The sequence below is a fragment of the Vibrio sp. R10-SG3-ISO3 genome (assembly GCF_059834225.1).
Genome location: NZ_JCBDHE010000048.1, coordinates 160,518 through 179,145, shown reverse-complemented (window position 1 = coordinate 179,145; position 18,628 = coordinate 160,518). Strand labels below are relative to the sequence as shown.

The window sequence follows — 18,628 nt, the reverse complement described above, 5'->3', positions numbered from 1 at the left end:
GAATGCGGGCGACAAAGAGACCGATTCACTTACAGTCGTTTCTGCGGACGGCACCGCGTCAGAAACCATCACAGTCAATATCTTGGGCAGTAACGATGGCGCGACGATCACTCCGTCCGAGAAGGAAGACATCTCAGTCGTGGAAGTGGGTATTGATGGTAATGGCGACTCAATTGGTGACGCCATCGCCGGCGGTCAATTAACCCTGAAAGATGTCGACGACGGTGAGCAGGTGTACCAGCAACCAACCAGCTTGGAAGGCGACTTTGGTACCTTTACGTTCAACATCAACACTGGTGCGTGGACATACACACTCGACCCAACAAAATCGGATCCGCTGAATGCGGGCGACAAAGAGACCGATTCACTTACAGTCGTTTCTGCGGACGGCACCGCGTCAGAAACCATCACAGTCAATATCTTGGGCAGTAACGATGGCGCGACGATCACCCCGTCTGAGAAGGAAGACACCTCAGTCGTGGAAGTGGGTATTGATGGTAATGGCGACTCAATTGGTGACGCCATCGCCGGCGGTCAATTAACCCTGAAAGATGTTGATGACGGTGAACAGGTGTACCAGCAACCAACCAGCTTGGAAGGCGACTTTGGTACCTTTACGTTCAACATCAACACTGGTGCTTGGACATACACACTCGACTCAACAAAATCCGATCCGCTGAATGCGGGCGACAAAGAGACCGATTCACTTACAGTCGTTTCTGCGGACGGCACCGCGTCAGAAACCATCACAGTCAATATCTTGGGCAGTAACGATGGCGCGACGATCACCCCGTCTGAGAAGGAAGACATCTCAGTCGTGGAAGTGGGTATTGATGGCAATGGCGACTCAATTGGTGACGCCATCGCCGGCGGTCAATTAACCCTGAAAGATGTCGACGACGGTGAGCAGGTGTACCAGCAACCAACCAGCTTGGAAGGCGACTTTGGTACCTTTACGTTCAACATCAACACTGGTGCGTGGACATACACACTCGACCCAACAAAATCGGATCCGCTGAATGCGGGCGACAAAGAGACCGATTCACTTACAGTCGTTTCTGCGGACGGCACCGCGTCAGAAACCATCACAGTCAATATCTTGGGCAGCAACGATGGCGCGACGATCACCCCGTCTGAGAAGGAAGACATCTCAGTCGTGGAAGTGGGTATTGATGGTAATGGCGACTCAATTGGTGACGCCATCGCCGGCGGTCAATTAACCCTGAAAGATGTTGATGACGGTGAGCAGGTGTACCAGCAACCAACCAGCTTGGAAGGCGACTTTGGTACCTTTACGTTCAACATCAACACTGGTGCTTGGACATACACACTCGACTCAACAAAATCCGATCCGCTGAATGCGGGCGACAAAGAGACCGATTCACTTACAGTCGTTTCTGCGGACGGCACCGCGTCAGAAACCATCACAGTCAATATCTTGGGCAGTAACGATGGCGCGACGATCACCCCGTCTGAGAAGGAAGACACCTCAGTCGTGGAAGTGGGTATTGATGGTAATGGCGACTCAATTGGTGACGCCATCGCCGGCGGTCAATTAACCCTGAAAGATGTCGACGACGGTGAGCAGGTGTACCAGCAACCAACCAGCTTGGAAGGCGACTTTGGTACCTTTACGTTCAACATCAACACTGGTGCGTGGACATACACACTCGACCCAACAAAATCGGATCCGCTGAATGCGGGCGACAAAGAGACCGATTCACTTACAGTCGTTTCTGCGGACGGCACCGCGTCAGAAACCATCACAGTCAATATCTTGGGCAGTAACGATGGCGCGACGATCACCCCGTCTGAGAAGGAAGACACCTCAGTCGTGGAAGTGGGTATTGATGGTAATGGCGACTCAATTGGTGACGCCATCGCCGGCGGTCAATTAACCCTGAAAGATGTTGATGACGGTGAGCAGGTGTACCAGCAACCAACCAGCTTGGAAGGCGACTTTGGTACCTTTACGTTCAACATCAACACTGGTGCTTGGACATACACACTCGACTCAACAAAATCCGATCCGCTGAATGCGGGCGACAAAGAGACCGATTCACTTACAGTCGTTTCTGCGGACGGCACCGCGTCAGAAACCATCACAGTCAATATCTTGGGCAGTAACGATGGCGCGACGATCACCCCGTCTGAGAAGGAAGACACCTCAGTCGTGGAAGTGGGTATTGATGGTAATGGCGACTCAATTGGTGACGCCATCGCCGGCGGTCAATTAACCCTGAAAGATGTTGATGACGGTGAACAGGTGTACCAGCAACCAACCAGCTTGGAAGGCGACTTTGGTACCTTTACGTTCAACATCAACACTGGTGCTTGGACATACACACTCGACTCAACAAAATCCGATCCGCTGAATGCGGGCGACAAAGAGACCGATTCACTTACAGTCGTTTCTGCGGACGGCACCGCGTCAGAAACCATCACAGTCAATATCTTGGGCAGTAACGATGGCGCGACGATCACCCCGTCTGAGAAGGAAGACATCTCAGTCGTGGAAGTGGGTATTGATGGCAATGGCGACTCAATTGGTGACGCCATCGCCGGCGGTCAATTAACCCTGAAAGATGTCGACGACGGTGAGCAGGTGTACCAGCAACCAACCAGCTTGGAAGGCGACTTTGGTACCTTTACGTTCAACATCAACACTGGTGCGTGGACATACACACTCGACCCAACAAAATCGGATCCGCTGAATGCGGGCGACAAAGAGACCGATTCACTTACAGTCGTTTCTGCGGACGGCACCGCGTCAGAAACCATCACAGTCAATATCTTGGGCAGCAACGATGGCGCGACGATCACCCCGTCTGAGAAGGAAGACATCTCAGTCGTGGAAGTGGGTATTGATGGTAATGGCGACTCAATTGGTGACGCCATCGCCGGCGGTCAATTAACCCTGAAAGATGTTGACGACGGTGAGCAGGTGTACCAGCAACCAACCAGCTTGGAAGGCGACTTTGGTACCTTTACGTTCAACATCAACACTGGTGCGTGGACATACACACTCGACCCAACAAAATCGGATCCGCTGAATGCGGGCGACAAAGAGACCGATTCACTTACAGTCGTTTCTGCGGACGGCACCGCGTCAGAAACCATCACAGTCAATATCTTGGGCAGTAACGATGGCGCGACGATCACCCCGTCTGAGAAGGAAGACACCTCAGTCGTGGAAGTGGGTATTGATGGTAATGGCGACTCAATTGGTGACGCCATCGCCGGCGGTCAATTAACCCTGAAAGATGTCGACGACGGTGAGCAGGTGTACCAGCAACCAACCAGCTTGGAAGGCGACTTTGGTACCTTTACGTTCAACATCAACACTGGTGCGTGGACATACACACTCGACCCAACAAAATCGGATCCGCTGAATGCGGGCGACAAAGAGACCGATTCACTTACAGTCGTTTCTGCGGACGGCACCGCGTCAGAAACCATCACAGTCAATATCTTGGGCAGTAACGATGGCGCGACGATCACCCCGTCTGAGAAGGAAGACACCTCAGTCGTGGAAGTGGGTATTGATGGTAATGGCGACTCAATTGGTGACGCCATCGCCGGCGGTCAATTAACCCTGAAAGATGTTGATGACGGTGAACAGGTGTACCAGCAACCAACCAGCTTGGAAGGCGACTTTGGTACCTTTACGTTCAACATCAACACTGGTGCTTGGACATACACACTCGACTCAACAAAATCCGATCCGCTGAATGCGGGCGACAAAGAGACCGATTCACTTACAGTCGTTTCTGCGGACGGCACCGCGTCAGAAACCATCACAGTCAATATCTTGGGCAGTAACGATGGCGCGACGATCACCCCGTCTGAGAAGGAAGACACCTCAGTCGTGGAAGTGGGTATTGATGGTAATGGCGACTCAATTGGTGACGCCATCGCCGGCGGTCAATTAACCCTGAAAGATGTTGATGACGGTGAACAGGTGTACCAGCAACCAACCAGCTTGGAAGGCGACTTTGGTACCTTTACGTTCAACATCAACACTGGTGCTTGGACATACACACTCGACTCAACAAAATCCGATCCGCTGAATGCGGGCGACAAAGAGACCGATTCACTTACAGTCGTTTCTGCGGACGGCACCGCGTCAGAAACCATCACAGTCAATATCTTGGGCAGTAACGATGGCGCGACGATCACCCCGTCTGAGAAGGAAGACATCTCAGTCGTGGAAGTGGGTATTGATGGCAATGGCGACTCAATTGGTGACGCCATCGCCGGCGGTCAATTAACCCTGAAAGATGTCGACGACGGTGAGCAGGTGTACCAGCAACCAACCAGCTTGGAAGGCGACTTTGGTACCTTTACGTTCAACATCAACACTGGTGCGTGGACATACACACTCGACCCAACAAAATCGGATCCGCTGAATGCGGGCGACAAAGAGACCGATTCACTTACAGTCGTTTCTGCGGACGGCACCGCGTCAGAAACCATCACAGTCAATATCTTGGGCAGCAACGATGGCGCGACGATCACCCCGTCTGAGAAGGAAGACATCTCAGTCGTGGAAGTGGGTATTGATGGTAATGGCGACTCAATTGGTGACGCCATCGCCGGCGGTCAATTAACCCTGAAAGATGTTGACGACGGTGAGCAGGTGTACCAGCAACCAACCAGCTTGGAAGGCGACTTTGGTACCTTTACGTTCAACATCAACACTGGTGCGTGGACATACACACTCGACCCAACAAAATCGGATCCGCTGAATGCGGGCGACAAAGAGACCGATTCACTTACAGTCGTTTCTGCGGACGGCACCGCGTCAGAAACCATCACAGTCAATATCTTGGGCAGTAACGATGGCGCGACGATCACCCCGTCTGAGAAGGAAGACACCTCAGTCGTGGAAGTGGGTATTGATGGTAATGGCGACTCAATTGGTGACGCCATCGCCGGCGGTCAATTAACCCTGAAAGATGTCGACGACGGTGAGCAGGTGTACCAGCAACCAACCAGCTTGGAAGGCGACTTTGGTACCTTTACGTTCAACATCAACACTGGTGCGTGGACATACACACTCGACCCAACAAAATCGGATCCGCTGAATGCGGGCGACAAAGAGACCGATTCACTTACAGTCGTTTCTGCGGACGGCACCGCGTCAGAAACCATCACAGTCAATATCTTGGGCAGTAACGATGGCGCGACGATCACCCCGTCTGAGAAGGAAGACACCTCAGTCGTGGAAGTGGGTATTGATGGTAATGGCGACTCAATTGGTGACGCCATCGCCGGCGGTCAATTAACCCTGAAAGATGTTGATGACGGTGAACAGGTGTACCAGCAACCAACCAGCTTGGAAGGCGACTTTGGTACCTTTACGTTCAACATCAACACTGGTGCTTGGACATACACACTCGACTCAACAAAATCCGATCCGCTGAATGCGGGCGACAAAGAGACCGATTCACTTACAGTCGTTTCTGCGGACGGCACCGCGTCAGAAACCATCACAGTCAATATCTTGGGCAGTAACGATGGCGCGACGATCACCCCGTCTGAGAAGGAAGACACCTCAGTCGTGGAAGTGGGTATTGATGGTAATGGCGACTCAATTGGTGACGCCATCGCCGGCGGTCAATTAACCCTGAAAGATGTTGATGACGGTGAGCAGGTGTACCAGCAACCAACCAGCTTGGAAGGCGACTTTGGTACCTTTACGTTCAACATCAACACTGGTGCTTGGACATACACACTCGACTCAACAAAATCCGATCCGCTGAATGCGGGCGACAAAGAGACCGATTCACTTACAGTCGTTTCTGCGGACGGCACCGCGTCAGAAACCATCACAGTCAATATCTTGGGCAGTAACGATGGCGCGACGATCACCCCGTCTGAGAAGGAAGACATCTCAGTCGTGGAAGTGGGTATTGATGGCAATGGCGACTCAATTGGTGACGCCATCGCCGGCGGTCAATTAACCCTGAAAGATGTCGACGACGGTGAGCAGGTGTACCAGCAACCAACCAGCTTGGAAGGCGACTTTGGTACCTTTACGTTCAACATCAACACTGGTGCGTGGACATACACACTCGACCCAACAAAATCGGATCCGCTGAATGCGGGCGACAAAGAGACCGATTCACTTACAGTCGTTTCTGCGGACGGCACCGCGTCAGAAACCATCACAGTCAATATCTTGGGCAGCAACGATGGCGCGACGATCACCCCGTCTGAGAAGGAAGACATCTCAGTCGTGGAAGTGGGTATTGATGGTAATGGCGACTCAATTGGTGACGCCATCGCCGGCGGTCAATTAACCCTGAAAGATGTTGACGACGGTGAGCAGGTGTACCAGCAACCAACCAGCTTGGAAGGCGACTTTGGTACCTTTACGTTCAACATCAACACTGGTGCGTGGACATACACACTCGACCCAACAAAATCGGATCCGCTGAATGCGGGCGACAAAGAGACCGATTCACTTACAGTCGTTTCTGCGGACGGCACCGCGTCAGAAACCATCACAGTCAATATCTTGGGCAGTAACGATGGCGCGACGATCACCCCGTCTGAGAAGGAAGACACCTCAGTCGTGGAAGTGGGTATTGATGGTAATGGCGACTCAATTGGTGACGCCATCGCCGGCGGTCAATTAACCCTGAAAGATGTTGATGACGGTGAGCAGGTGTACCAGCAACCAACCAGCTTGGAAGGCGACTTTGGCACCTTTACGTTCAACATCAACACTGGTGCTTGGACATACACACTCGACTCAACAAAATCGGATCCGCTGAATGCGGGCGACAAAGAGACCGATTCACTTACAGTCGTTTCTGCGGACGGCACCGCGTCAGAAACCATCACAGTCAATATCTTGGGCAGCAACGATGGCGCGACGATCACCCCGTCTGAGAAGGAAGACATCTCAGTCGTGGAAGTGGGTATTGATGGTAATGGCGACTCAATTGGTGACGCCATCGCCGGCGGTCAATTAACCCTGAAAGATGTTGACGACGGTGAGCAGGTGTACCAGCAACCAACCAGCTTGGAAGGCGACTTTGGTACCTTTACGTTCAACATCAACACTGGTGCGTGGACATACACACTCGACCCAACAAAATCGGATCCGCTGAATGCGGGTGACAAAGAGACCGATTCACTTACAGTCGTTTCTGCGGACGGCACCGCGTCAGAAACCATCACAGTCAATATCTTGGGCAGTAACGATGGCGCGACGATTTCAGTTAAAGATGCTCAGAGCGACGATGTGATTGAAGCTGGTATTGACGGACAAGGGAGCACGATCGGTAATAACTTTGCAAAAGGACAACTTGAAGTCGCAGATGCCGACAGAGGCCAAGACACGTTCGCAGCTGTTGATGGTGCGAAGCTTTCGGGCAGATACGGTGACTTTACCTTCGATGCGTCAACGGGCGCGTGGACATATACCCTCAATGACACCAAAGCGAACAAGCTGGATCAAGGTGACACACACGAAGAGAAGCTGACAGTCAAGTCGCTTGATGGCAGCGCAAGTCATACTATTACCGTAGAAGTTCAAGGAAGCAACGATGCGCCAACAGTGGCAGGTGCACTGAGCAAATCAACGCATGAAGATGCAGCGACAACGACACTGAATCTATTGAAAGGTGCAGATGATGTGGATGCGGATGCAACGTTATCCATCAAAGACATCACTGGTCTAGTTGATGGTTTATCACTGGATGCAGACGGCCACACACTGAACATTGATCCATCATACTTTACCTACCTTGCAAAAGGGGAGAAGGAAGTTATAACTTTGACTTACAAAGTGGTCGATGGTTTAGGTGGTGAGGTTGAGCAAACGGCTGAAGTTACGATCAATGGCCGCAATGATAAAGCGACGATTTCAGTTAAAGACGCTCAGAGCGAAGATGTGATTGAAGCTGGTATTGACGGACAAGGCAGTACGATCGGCAACAACTTTGCAGAAGGACAACTTGAAGTCGCAGATGCCGACAGAGGCCAAGACACGTTCGCAGCTGTTGATGGTGCGAAGCTTTCGGGCAGATACGGTGACTTTACCTTCGATGCGTCAACGGGCGCGTGGACATATACCCTCAATGACACCAAAGCGAACAAACTGGATCAAGGTGACACATACGAAGAGAAGCTGACAGTCAAGTCGCTTGATGGCAGCGCAAGTCATACTATTACCGTAGAAGTTCAAGGAAGCAACGATGCGCCAACAGTGGCAGGTGCACTGAGCAAATCAACGCATGAAGATGCAGCGACAACGACACTGAATCTCTTAAAAGGTGCAGATGATGTGGATGCGGATGCAACGTTATCCATTAAAGACATCACTGGTCTGGTTGATGGTTTATCACTGGATGCAGACGGCCACACGCTGAACATTGATCCGTCATTCTTTACCTACCTTGCTAAAGGGGAAAAGGAAGTCATCACATTGACTTACAAAGTGGTCGATGATTCAGGTGGTGAGGTTGAGCAAACGGCTGAAGTTACGATCAATGGCCGCAATGATAAAGCGACGATTTCAGTTAAAGACGCTCAGAGCGAAGATGTGATTGAAGCTGGTATTGACGGACAAGGCAGTACGATCGGCAACAACTTTGCAGAAGGACAACTTGAAGTCGCAGATGCCGACAGAGGCCAAGACACGTTTGCAGCTGTTGATGGTGCGAAGCTTTCGGGCAGATACGGCGACTTTACCTTCGATGCGTCAACGGGTGCGTGGACATACACCCTTAATGACACCAAAGCGAACAAGCTGGATCAAGGTGACACATACGAAGAGAAGCTGACAGTCAAGTCGCTTGATGGCAGCGCAAGTCATACTATTACCGTAGAAGTTCAAGGAAGCAACGATGCGCCAACAGTGGCAGGTGCACTGAGCAAATCAACGCATGAAGATGCAGCGACAACGACACTGAATCTCTTAAAAGGTGCAGATGATGTGGATGCGGATGCAACGTTATCCATCAAAGACATCACTGGTCTAGTTGATGGTTTATCACTGGATGCAGACGGCCACACACTGAACATTGATCCATCATACTTTACCTACCTTGCAAAAGGGGAGAAGGAAGTTATAACTTTGACTTACAAAGTGGTCGATGGTTTAGGTGGTGAGGTTGAGCAAACGGCTGAAGTTACGATCAATGGCCGCAATGATAAAGCGACGATTTCAGTTAAAGACGCTCAGAGCGAAGATGTGATTGAAGCTGGTATTGACGGACAAGGCAGTACGATCGGCAACAACTTTGCAGAAGGACAACTTGAAGTCGCAGATGCCGACAGAGGCCAAGACACGTTCGCAGCTGTTGATGGTGCGAAGCTTTCGGGCAGATACGGTGACTTTACCTTCGATGCGTCAACGGGCGCGTGGACATATACCCTCAATGACACCAAAGCGAACAAACTGGATCAAGGTGACACATACGAAGAGAAGCTGACAGTCAAGTCGCTTGATGGCAGCGCAAGTCATACTATTACCGTAGAAGTTCAAGGAAGCAACGATGCGCCAACAGTGGCAGGTGCACTGAGCAAATCAACGCATGAAGATGCAGCGACAACGACACTGAATCTCTTAAAAGGTGCAGATGATGTGGATGCGGATGCAACGTTATCCATTAAAGACATCACTGGTCTAGTTGATGGTTTATCACTGGATGCAGACGGCCACACGCTGAACATTGATCCGTCATACTTTACCTACCTTGCTAAAGGGGAAAAGGAAGTCATCACATTGACTTACAAAGTGGTCGATGGTTTAGGGGGTGAGGTTGAGCAAACCGCTGAAGTTACGATTAATGGCCGCAACGACGCACCCACCGCTGTTAATGACTATGGCAAAGGTCTCATATTCCAAGAGTCGTTTGAAGAAAGTGGTTTAGCAAACGGTAAATGGAATACGTTTGCCGATTACAACGGATGGACAATTACTAACTCAGATGGTGAGAAAGCAGAGTTAGAGATCCAAACAGGCAACGTTGGCGGTTCTTCCGCGTCGGATGGCAATGCACATGCGGAGCTTGATGGTCATGAGCTAGTTAGTATTTCAAGAGATTTAGATACTAAAGAAGGCTCTACACATACGGTCACATTTGATTATAAACCGCGACCAAACCATGAAGGCGACAGCGGCCTTACCGTGACGTTTGGTGATACCACTGTCGTTGTTCACTCTGCTCCAAACGGAAACATTTTTGTTACCTCTGGAAATGGCGCTCAATTAGAGGGTCTCACTGTTACACAAGACCCAAGTAATGGTTGGTACACCATCGCCTTTGATGAAACTGTGTCAGATTCTTCTACCACTCTGACTTTCACTGGCAACGGTAATGACGATACCTTCGGTGCATACATTGACAATATCTCGGTAGAAAACGCCTCTGGTTACCAAACTCAAGAAGAGGAAGAAATTCGCTTTACACCTGAAGAACTTCTGGCTAACGATACTGACCCTGATGGCGATGATTTGACTATTATTTCTGTCCAAAACGGAGTTAACGGTGAAGTTACAATGGTTAATGGCGAGATAATTTTCACGCCAGCTAAAGACTTCAATGGTGTCGCCAGTTACGAGTATGTTATCGCTGATCCTAGTGGTGAAACATCAACAGCCACGGTATTTATTAATGTTACTCCAGTCAACGATCCGCCAGTCGCTACTGACGATGGTCACAAACTTGGTGACAACCTGATTGTCAATGGTAGTTTCGAATATTTCACCAGCAGTAACAGCGCACCTGGCTGGGGCGATAGAGCGAGCAACCTAGACGGTTGGGTATTTGATGCCAACTCAGGTAACTTAGACTTGGTTGATGATGGTTATAATCGAGTAGAGACAGATCTTGACCACTTCATCGATATGGAAGGTGAAGGCGGTAGAGGTGACAATGTTACATTGTCTCAGACTGTCGAAGGTGTTGAAGAAGGTAAACCTTACCAAATCTCACTTGATATTGCGTCTAAAGGGAACAACCACACTGCGCAATTGCAAGTAGTCTGGAATGGCGTTGTTATCGCAACTATCACGCCTGACGGTAATTCGATGGAGACGCATACCTTTGAGGTGACTGGTGCGGTAGGAGATAACACGATAAGTTTCGTTGAAGTGGGGGGGGCTGGTGATAACAGTGGCACTTACCTTGATAATATCAAGCTACAAGAAATTCTTGTCGACCTAACAACAGACGAAGATACAACTCTTGAGATTACACATTCTCAACTTCTTGATAACGATTTTGATATCGATGGTGATGATATAACAATTACATCGGTTTCGATGACAGACCCAAGCCATGGTTCGGTCGAGATTATTGGTGGTGAAGTGGTCTTTAACCCGGCAGACAACTTCAATGGTGTAACCACATTTGAGTACACTATCTCAGATGGCAATGGTGGCACAGATACCGCCATCGTTACTGTTAATGTCAAACCAATCAATGATGCGCCTGAGTTCGTTGACGACAAAAATCAGCCATTGGGTGACGATGAAACGATCAACACTTCTACCAAAGAAGATGCTTCCGTATCGGGCAAAGTGAAAGCGACTGATACTGAAGGGGATGACCTTACCTACACCGCTGACAAACCAAGCAATGGTAAAGTGGACATTGATGCTGATGGCAATTGGACTTACACACCAGACCCAGAGTTTGATGGTAAAGACTCATTTGTGATTACCGTCTCAGATGGCAATGGTGGTACAGACACCATCACTGTAAATGTAGATGTTTTACCTGTTGCTGAGCTGACAGTGACGGCAGGCCAACCAGTGACTGAAGGTGATGAGTCCTACTTATCATTCGAAGTTAATCTAGATGAGCTTATTTCTGAGAATATTGGTCTTGCTCTTACCCTTGGTGCCACAGGCGATACGGCGACAAAAGGTATTGATTACGAAGATACGATTTATGTAAAAGAAGGAAATGATTATAAAGCTCTAACAGCCGAGGAGCTTGCTGCTCTTGTTATCGCACAAGGCAAAGATAGCATCGAAGTGTTCGTCAAAGTGATTGACGACAGCCTTCTTGAGGGCCAAGAGACCGTTACCCTAAAAGTATCTTCTGATAGTGAATTCGTTGAAATCCCAAGCCAAGATTCTGCAGAAGGCAAAATTGTGGATGAGACGAATACTACAGATAAAGAGACAGTTACGGTTACCTTAGCAGGCCCAAGTACGGTCATGGAAGGTGATACTAAGACACCATTCACCATCTCTCTGAGTGAAGCGGTACCTGAGAAGAGTGTTATTACTCTTGAATACACTTACACCAATGCTGATAACCAGGATATTGTTGAAGTCATTGAAGTTGAAATCGCTGCTGGTTCCAAAACTGCCAACTTTAACATTGAAACAGTACAAGATAACGAGTACGAACAAGGCCAACAGTTCAACGTTAGTGTCGTATCGGTAAAACATGATGATAAAGATGTTTTCGAACAGCTAGATACTTCATCGGCGAACAGAGATGTTGCAATTGATGATAGTAAAGACAACCCACCAGAGTCGGAAGACTTCTCTATCAACGTGGGTGAGTCTGGGACGGCTAAAGTTATTTTCAATGACGGCGATGGCAGCATTGAAGGTGATGGCTCAGATCATATCTCCGACAATGAAGACGACAATGACAACAATTCGAATACAAACGTTGGTGTTGTCATTACTGAACTACCGGATCACGGTGTATTGAAATACGGTGATAATGTCATTACCAAGGATGACCTTGCTGTCTTTGATGAAAACGGCAACTTAGTCAAAGAAGGTAAGGTGTTTGAAGATCCTAACTTGATTGAGTACATCCGCAGCGAAAATAGTGAAGGGTTCCTACTTGGCGTTAAAGACGAACAAGATGTCGATAGTCATTCGCCTTCGAAAAACAACTTCCACAACTGGGGTGAAGCAACAGATGATCCATCTGTTCGTAAGCTCACGCTTGCCGATGGCGATGTGGTAACCGTTACAGCAAGTAAAGAGGGACAAGGTGACAACGACCTTGTTCAATACAACGAAAACGCAAATCATGTTGGCTACGGTATCGGTGTTGGTCAAGGTAATGGCATTCAGCAAGGCGAGACAATTACGGTTAACTTCGATAGCCGCCCAGCCGACAGCATCACTCTTGGCTTAGATGGCCTTGGTGGCTATTTCGATAAGAACCTAAATAACGGCAATGAATCGAAAGTAACAATTATGGTGACTTGGGTGGATGCTGATAACAACGTCCACAATTCCCCATTCGAGTACCAAAAAGACACCAGTGGCAATAAAGATTTGTTCCATGAAGTCACTATACCTTCAGATTCGTTCGCGCTGCCAGATGGCGCTATGATCCAATCTGTTGATTTGTCTACCGAGGGCAAAGGGAACTGGGAGCTTCGTTACATCGATACCCGTTCTGATGATTCGTTTGATTATCGAGCGATAGATTCCGATAAAAACTACAGTGAAGAGTCAACCGTTACGATTAACAATGCCCCTGATGCGAATGATGATCCGCAAACATACACAGTTCAGTTAGGGATATTCGCAGAAGAACGCAACACTTGGGATTTTGAAGGGGTTACCGTTTCTGGTTATGTCGGCAAGTCTGGTGATTTCAGCCAAAATACAAACACAATTAAAGAACTGACCGTAACCGATGGCTACGAGTTAGGGGTAGAAGGCAACATTAACGGTGGTCCGGCGGCTCAGTTACAGTACAACCGTGCAACTGGTGAGTCTGAGAAGATTGCTATCAGTTTGCCTAAACCAGCGACAAGCTTCTCCTTCGCGGTATCTCATCTTGTTTCAGGTGAAGGTGCAGCAGGAGAGCAAGGTATGTGGACTGCCTACCTAGATGGTAAGCCAGTGCAAAGTGGTGTGTTTAGCCTTGATTCAGGACATACAGGTTCATTTAGTTATGACCTTGATGTTGCGTTCGATACAGTGGTGTTTGAAGCGACTGATTTTGTCGAGGGCGAAGCGAAAAATACCGACTCATCAGATTACTTCCTAGTTGGCTTTGAAGCAACAGGCACAGGCGCTTATGCGGTGAATCAAAGCGAAGGGGAAATCCGTATTCCAATTTCAGAGATTTTATCTAATGATTTCGACCTAGATGGTGACGAAATTACAATTACTGGATTGGGAGATAATAAAGCCTCTATCGATGGTGAGTATGTTGTCTTTGACTTTGATAATAATTTCAGTGGTGAAGAGACATTTGAGTACACTATTTCAGATGGTAATGGTGGCACAGATACGGCGAACATTACGATTATCGTCAATCCAGACGTGCCAGTAGTCAGTGTTGACTCTATCGATGTTAACGTTGTACGAGTCAGTGAAGGTGAATCATTAAGCTTTACCGTGAATTTATCTGGTAGCTCTGTGCTTTCTCAATTGCTTGCGGTTGAGTTTGGTATCAAACCTAACCAAGTAGGTGACGCAGACAATCAAGATGTTGATTTAAGTAATGCCACCTTTACCAACGGTGTCACATACAATGACTATACTGGCGAATTGTTTGTGCCGCCGAATGTAAAATCTTTCGATATCGTCATTCCAACTCTACTAGATGGTGTGGTTGAGCCTAAAGAAACCTATCACATTGAGGTTGGCGGTGTAGCTGCATCTGGGGATATTTTAAATGACGATCGACCAGAAGTTGATCTAAACGGTACTCAATATCAGATCGATATGGTTTCGGAAAGTGCGGGTCATAGTAACGTGTTCGGCTACTATATCTGGGACAGCAACACAGGCACGGCTGAGCTCAACGTTCTTATTAGCAATACCCACAGTGTTGTAGATAAACAAGCGCTGGCGGTACTTAACTCTCTAGATAATGTGGAGTTTTTCCTTTTGTCTAACGGAGCTAATGCCGTTAAGCCAAATGATCTCTTGACGGTTGATGAGCAAGGAAAACTGTTTATCAATGGTAATGAAAGTAGCCAAACGGCCTACTTTAGCCATGTTGACTCCCATAAATTACAGTTCCAGATTTCTGACGATAAGTCAGAAATTAAGATTGAAGATTTGCCGGTCAACAGTGGTGATACAGACTACAACGATTTGGTTATTGCGATCCGTCCGATTGATGATGGTATTGATTACTCGACCACCTACATTGAAGGAAAAGATGCGGTCACTATTGCCGATGTCGATGCTGACATTTTTGATGACCATAATCTTATCTCTTCAATGTCAATCAAACTCACCAAGGGTCAAACTGGAGACCAGTTAGATGATTCGTTAGTAGATAGAAGCATGTTCTCTGTTACTAATGACCCTACTACTGGCTTACTTGTCATTACGGAAAAAATCGGTGGTACCTTATCAGCAGATGAGTTTGAAGCGGCACTTAAAGTCATTAAATTCAGCAATACCAGTGATGACCCAGACAACACAGATCGTGTTATTGAAGTGACAGTAACGGATGATAAAGGTCAGATTTCAGCCGTTGCAGAAACGACAATCAAAGTCATTGATTTCAACCCTGATGGTACCTTGGACAATCAAGTAGAGGGAGCAGAGGACACAGTATTGCTATTGTCATTAAATGACTTTGGTATCCAATCGGGCGATGGACTAAAAATTACGTCTTCACCGGATAATGTCTTCTTTAAGAATGTAGGTACTAGTTATGACCCTGACTGGCAACCAATCAACAGTAGCCAAGTAACCAGTGCGCTTATTGAATCCGGCATCATCGGTTTCAAAGCGCTTGAGCACGAGTCTGGCTTTAATGGCTTTGATGACACTCTAGTTGGCAACACACATGGTGATTACGCTCGCGTTGGGTTTGAAGTGACGATAGATGGTCAAACGAGTAGTCATACGCTAACGGTTGATATTACTCCAGTGGCAGATGCTCCTATTGTAACAGTAAGCTTAAATACTATTGTTAGTAATGCCTCACTGAGCTCTGAACTGCATAGTAAGCTTGTTAACGCACAGTCGAATACTCAGCTATCCCAGTCAGAACTAGAAGAGCTAGGTATTTCCGGTATTTTAAATACGGTCAATGGTCAAACGATTGGCGGTGAAGGTAATGATTTGATAATTGGTTTAGATGCAGGGCAAGGTGACCATCTAACTGGAGATGCCATTACGAATCTAGGAGGAAACGGTTCTGATATCTTTGTCGGTAAACAAGGTGCAGATAATCTGACAGGGGGGACTGGATCCTTAGATAATGCGACTGACACAGCCGTCTATGTTGGTAACTTCAGTGACTACGAGATAACGTTTGTGGGTAATACCACCACACGACGTGATTGGGAAATTAGAGACACTTTTAATAGGGATACTCCTGAATACGGACCAAATAACACAGATAATTTATATCAAATTGAACGGCTTATATTTGCTGATGCAATCGTAGAGTTAGACAATGAAACTGGTGCGTTAAATGTTGTAAAAAGCAGCATGATCCAATTGACGTTGGACGTAGAATTGCAGGACAAAGACGGTTCTGAGCACCTAGTTGATAACCGAGTCGAACTCACGGGTATACCAGTCGGTGTGGAATTGTATATTGGAGGCGTTAAAGTTGACCCAGTGGGAGAAAACAATGGTTTACAGACTTTCAACATTACGGTCGACCTTAACAAGGACAATAACTTCAGTACAACCATCGATAATGCTCAATTAAAAGTTACTCCTAACTATACGGGTAGCTTGGACTTTACGGTGACAGCGAATGCCGTAGCTCAAGATTACAATAGCAGCCAAGCTACTGGATCCGATTCTGAGTTTGCTACTTTTGCCATGGATAAATTCATTGTCGACACCTCGCCAGAACAACAGTTACTCGGCGATAGTGCTGATGATGTAATTATTGGTGATGTTGGTGGGATAGATATAACTATTACGCCAGCGAAGAATTACAACATTGCGATCTTGGCTGATGTTTCAGGCAGCATGAAGGAAGGCTTTGATGGCAGCACTCGACTAGGTGTTCTGAAAGCGGCGTTGATGAGTTTTATTGAAGGGTTGGATACGCATTCAGGCACGATTAACATTGCCCTTATCGGCTTTTCTTCTTCAGCAAATGCCGCTGTTAGTATTTCTGACATTCAAGATAACAATTGGAGTGCGTTAGAGGCGGCAATAAATCTTTTGTCTGCTGATGGTGCGACTAACTACGAAGCGGCATTTGATTCAGCGAAAAACTGGTTTGATAGTTTGAGTGATTCGAGTTCTGATGCAGACAATCTGACCTTGTTTGTGACAGACGGTAAGCCGACTACCTATACTGGCGATTCTAGCAGTTCGGGTGGTTCAACTGACAACGCAGATCTAAGTAAAGCACTCGCTGCTTACAACGAACTTACAGCTATCAGTAAAGTAAAGGCGATAGGTATTGCGACTGATAGTAATGAAACACATGTTCTTCGTATGTTTGACAACACTAACATCGTGGACTCGGAATACACTGATATCAGTCATGTTTCTTCTATAGTGGATCAAACTATAGACATCGTTGTTAGTGGAAGAGATGATGCTAAGACTGTCAACGGAAATGAATTTAGTATAGATATCAATCAGTCTGCATCTGTGGCGCTTGATTTTTCGATCATTGAACACTTTGGAAACAATGATACCTTCCATTGGAGTATTGAAAAGTTAACTGGAGATAAGTGGGAAACAAGCGTTGGCCCCGTTCGTAGTACCCTTGATAATTCGATTGAGATAACAGACGCCGGTACGTACAGACTAGCTTTATATCTGGATAACGGTAGTAGAGGGAACGGTGATCTGGATGGCGTTAAGTTGGATGCGACCATTTCTATTGTTGGAAGCACTCAAGTACCACTAGGTCAAGTAGAAGTGGTCACCTCTGGAAATCAACTCGTAGCTGCGCTAGAAGGGGAAATCTCGCACACAACTTATAGAGAGATGGATAGTGACTATATTCTTGGTGGTCGGGGTGATGACATCCTATTTGGTGATGCAATAAACACACATTACTTACCTTGGGAGCAAGTGGACAGTCCAACTGAAAAAAGTCTAGGGTTAGATGGACTGAAACAGTTCTTGACGCTGGAAAATGGTTCTGAACCAAGCGATGAAGAGTTGCAACAATTTATCGTTTTAAACCATGATACATATAAGCTATTTGAAGAAACACTTGATGATAGCAATAGTGTACTTGGACAAAGTGACACGCTTGACGGAGGGATGGGTAGTGACATTTTGTATGGACAAGGTGGAGACGACACACTCATTGGCGGATTAGGTGACGATATCCTCACCGGTGGTGAAGGTGCAGATATCTTTAAATGGGTTGAAATGGAGACTGCTCATGACAGAGTGACAGACTTCAATCGCGCCGAAGGTGATAAGCTCGATTTGGCTGACCTATTTGCCGATGTATCGTCAACGGATATTGACGAGTTACTAAGTGAACTAAGTGAATTTGGTACTGCACAAGTTGGCGAAACCTCGACTTCGACAGTGAAAGTGTCTGTTACGGGAGATGAGCAATCCTCTACTATGACGATTGAGAAAGCAGGGAATTTCTTAACTATTGATTTCGATGGTGCTTCCGCTTCTGATATCACTAATCGCTTGATGGACAGCCTTGAAGATTTAAAGCTCTAAGATAAAAACAGCCGGAGTCAAAAATGACTCCGGCTG

General features: G+C 47.5%; 1 protein-coding gene and 1 pseudogene. Both read left to right on the top strand.

The window, feature by feature from the left end; genetic code table 11:
• Positions 1-109: pseudogene (locus AC6R1A_RS15570) on the top strand (VCBS domain-containing protein); the annotation flags it as partial.
• Positions 110-139: 30 nt separating this feature from the next.
• Positions 140-18,592 (top strand): VCBS domain-containing protein, encoded by an 18,453-nt coding sequence (locus AC6R1A_RS15565; RefSeq protein ID WP_500646197.1) that lies wholly within the window; start codon positions 140-142, stop codon positions 18,590-18,592.
• Positions 18,593-18,628: the final 36 nt, after the last annotated feature.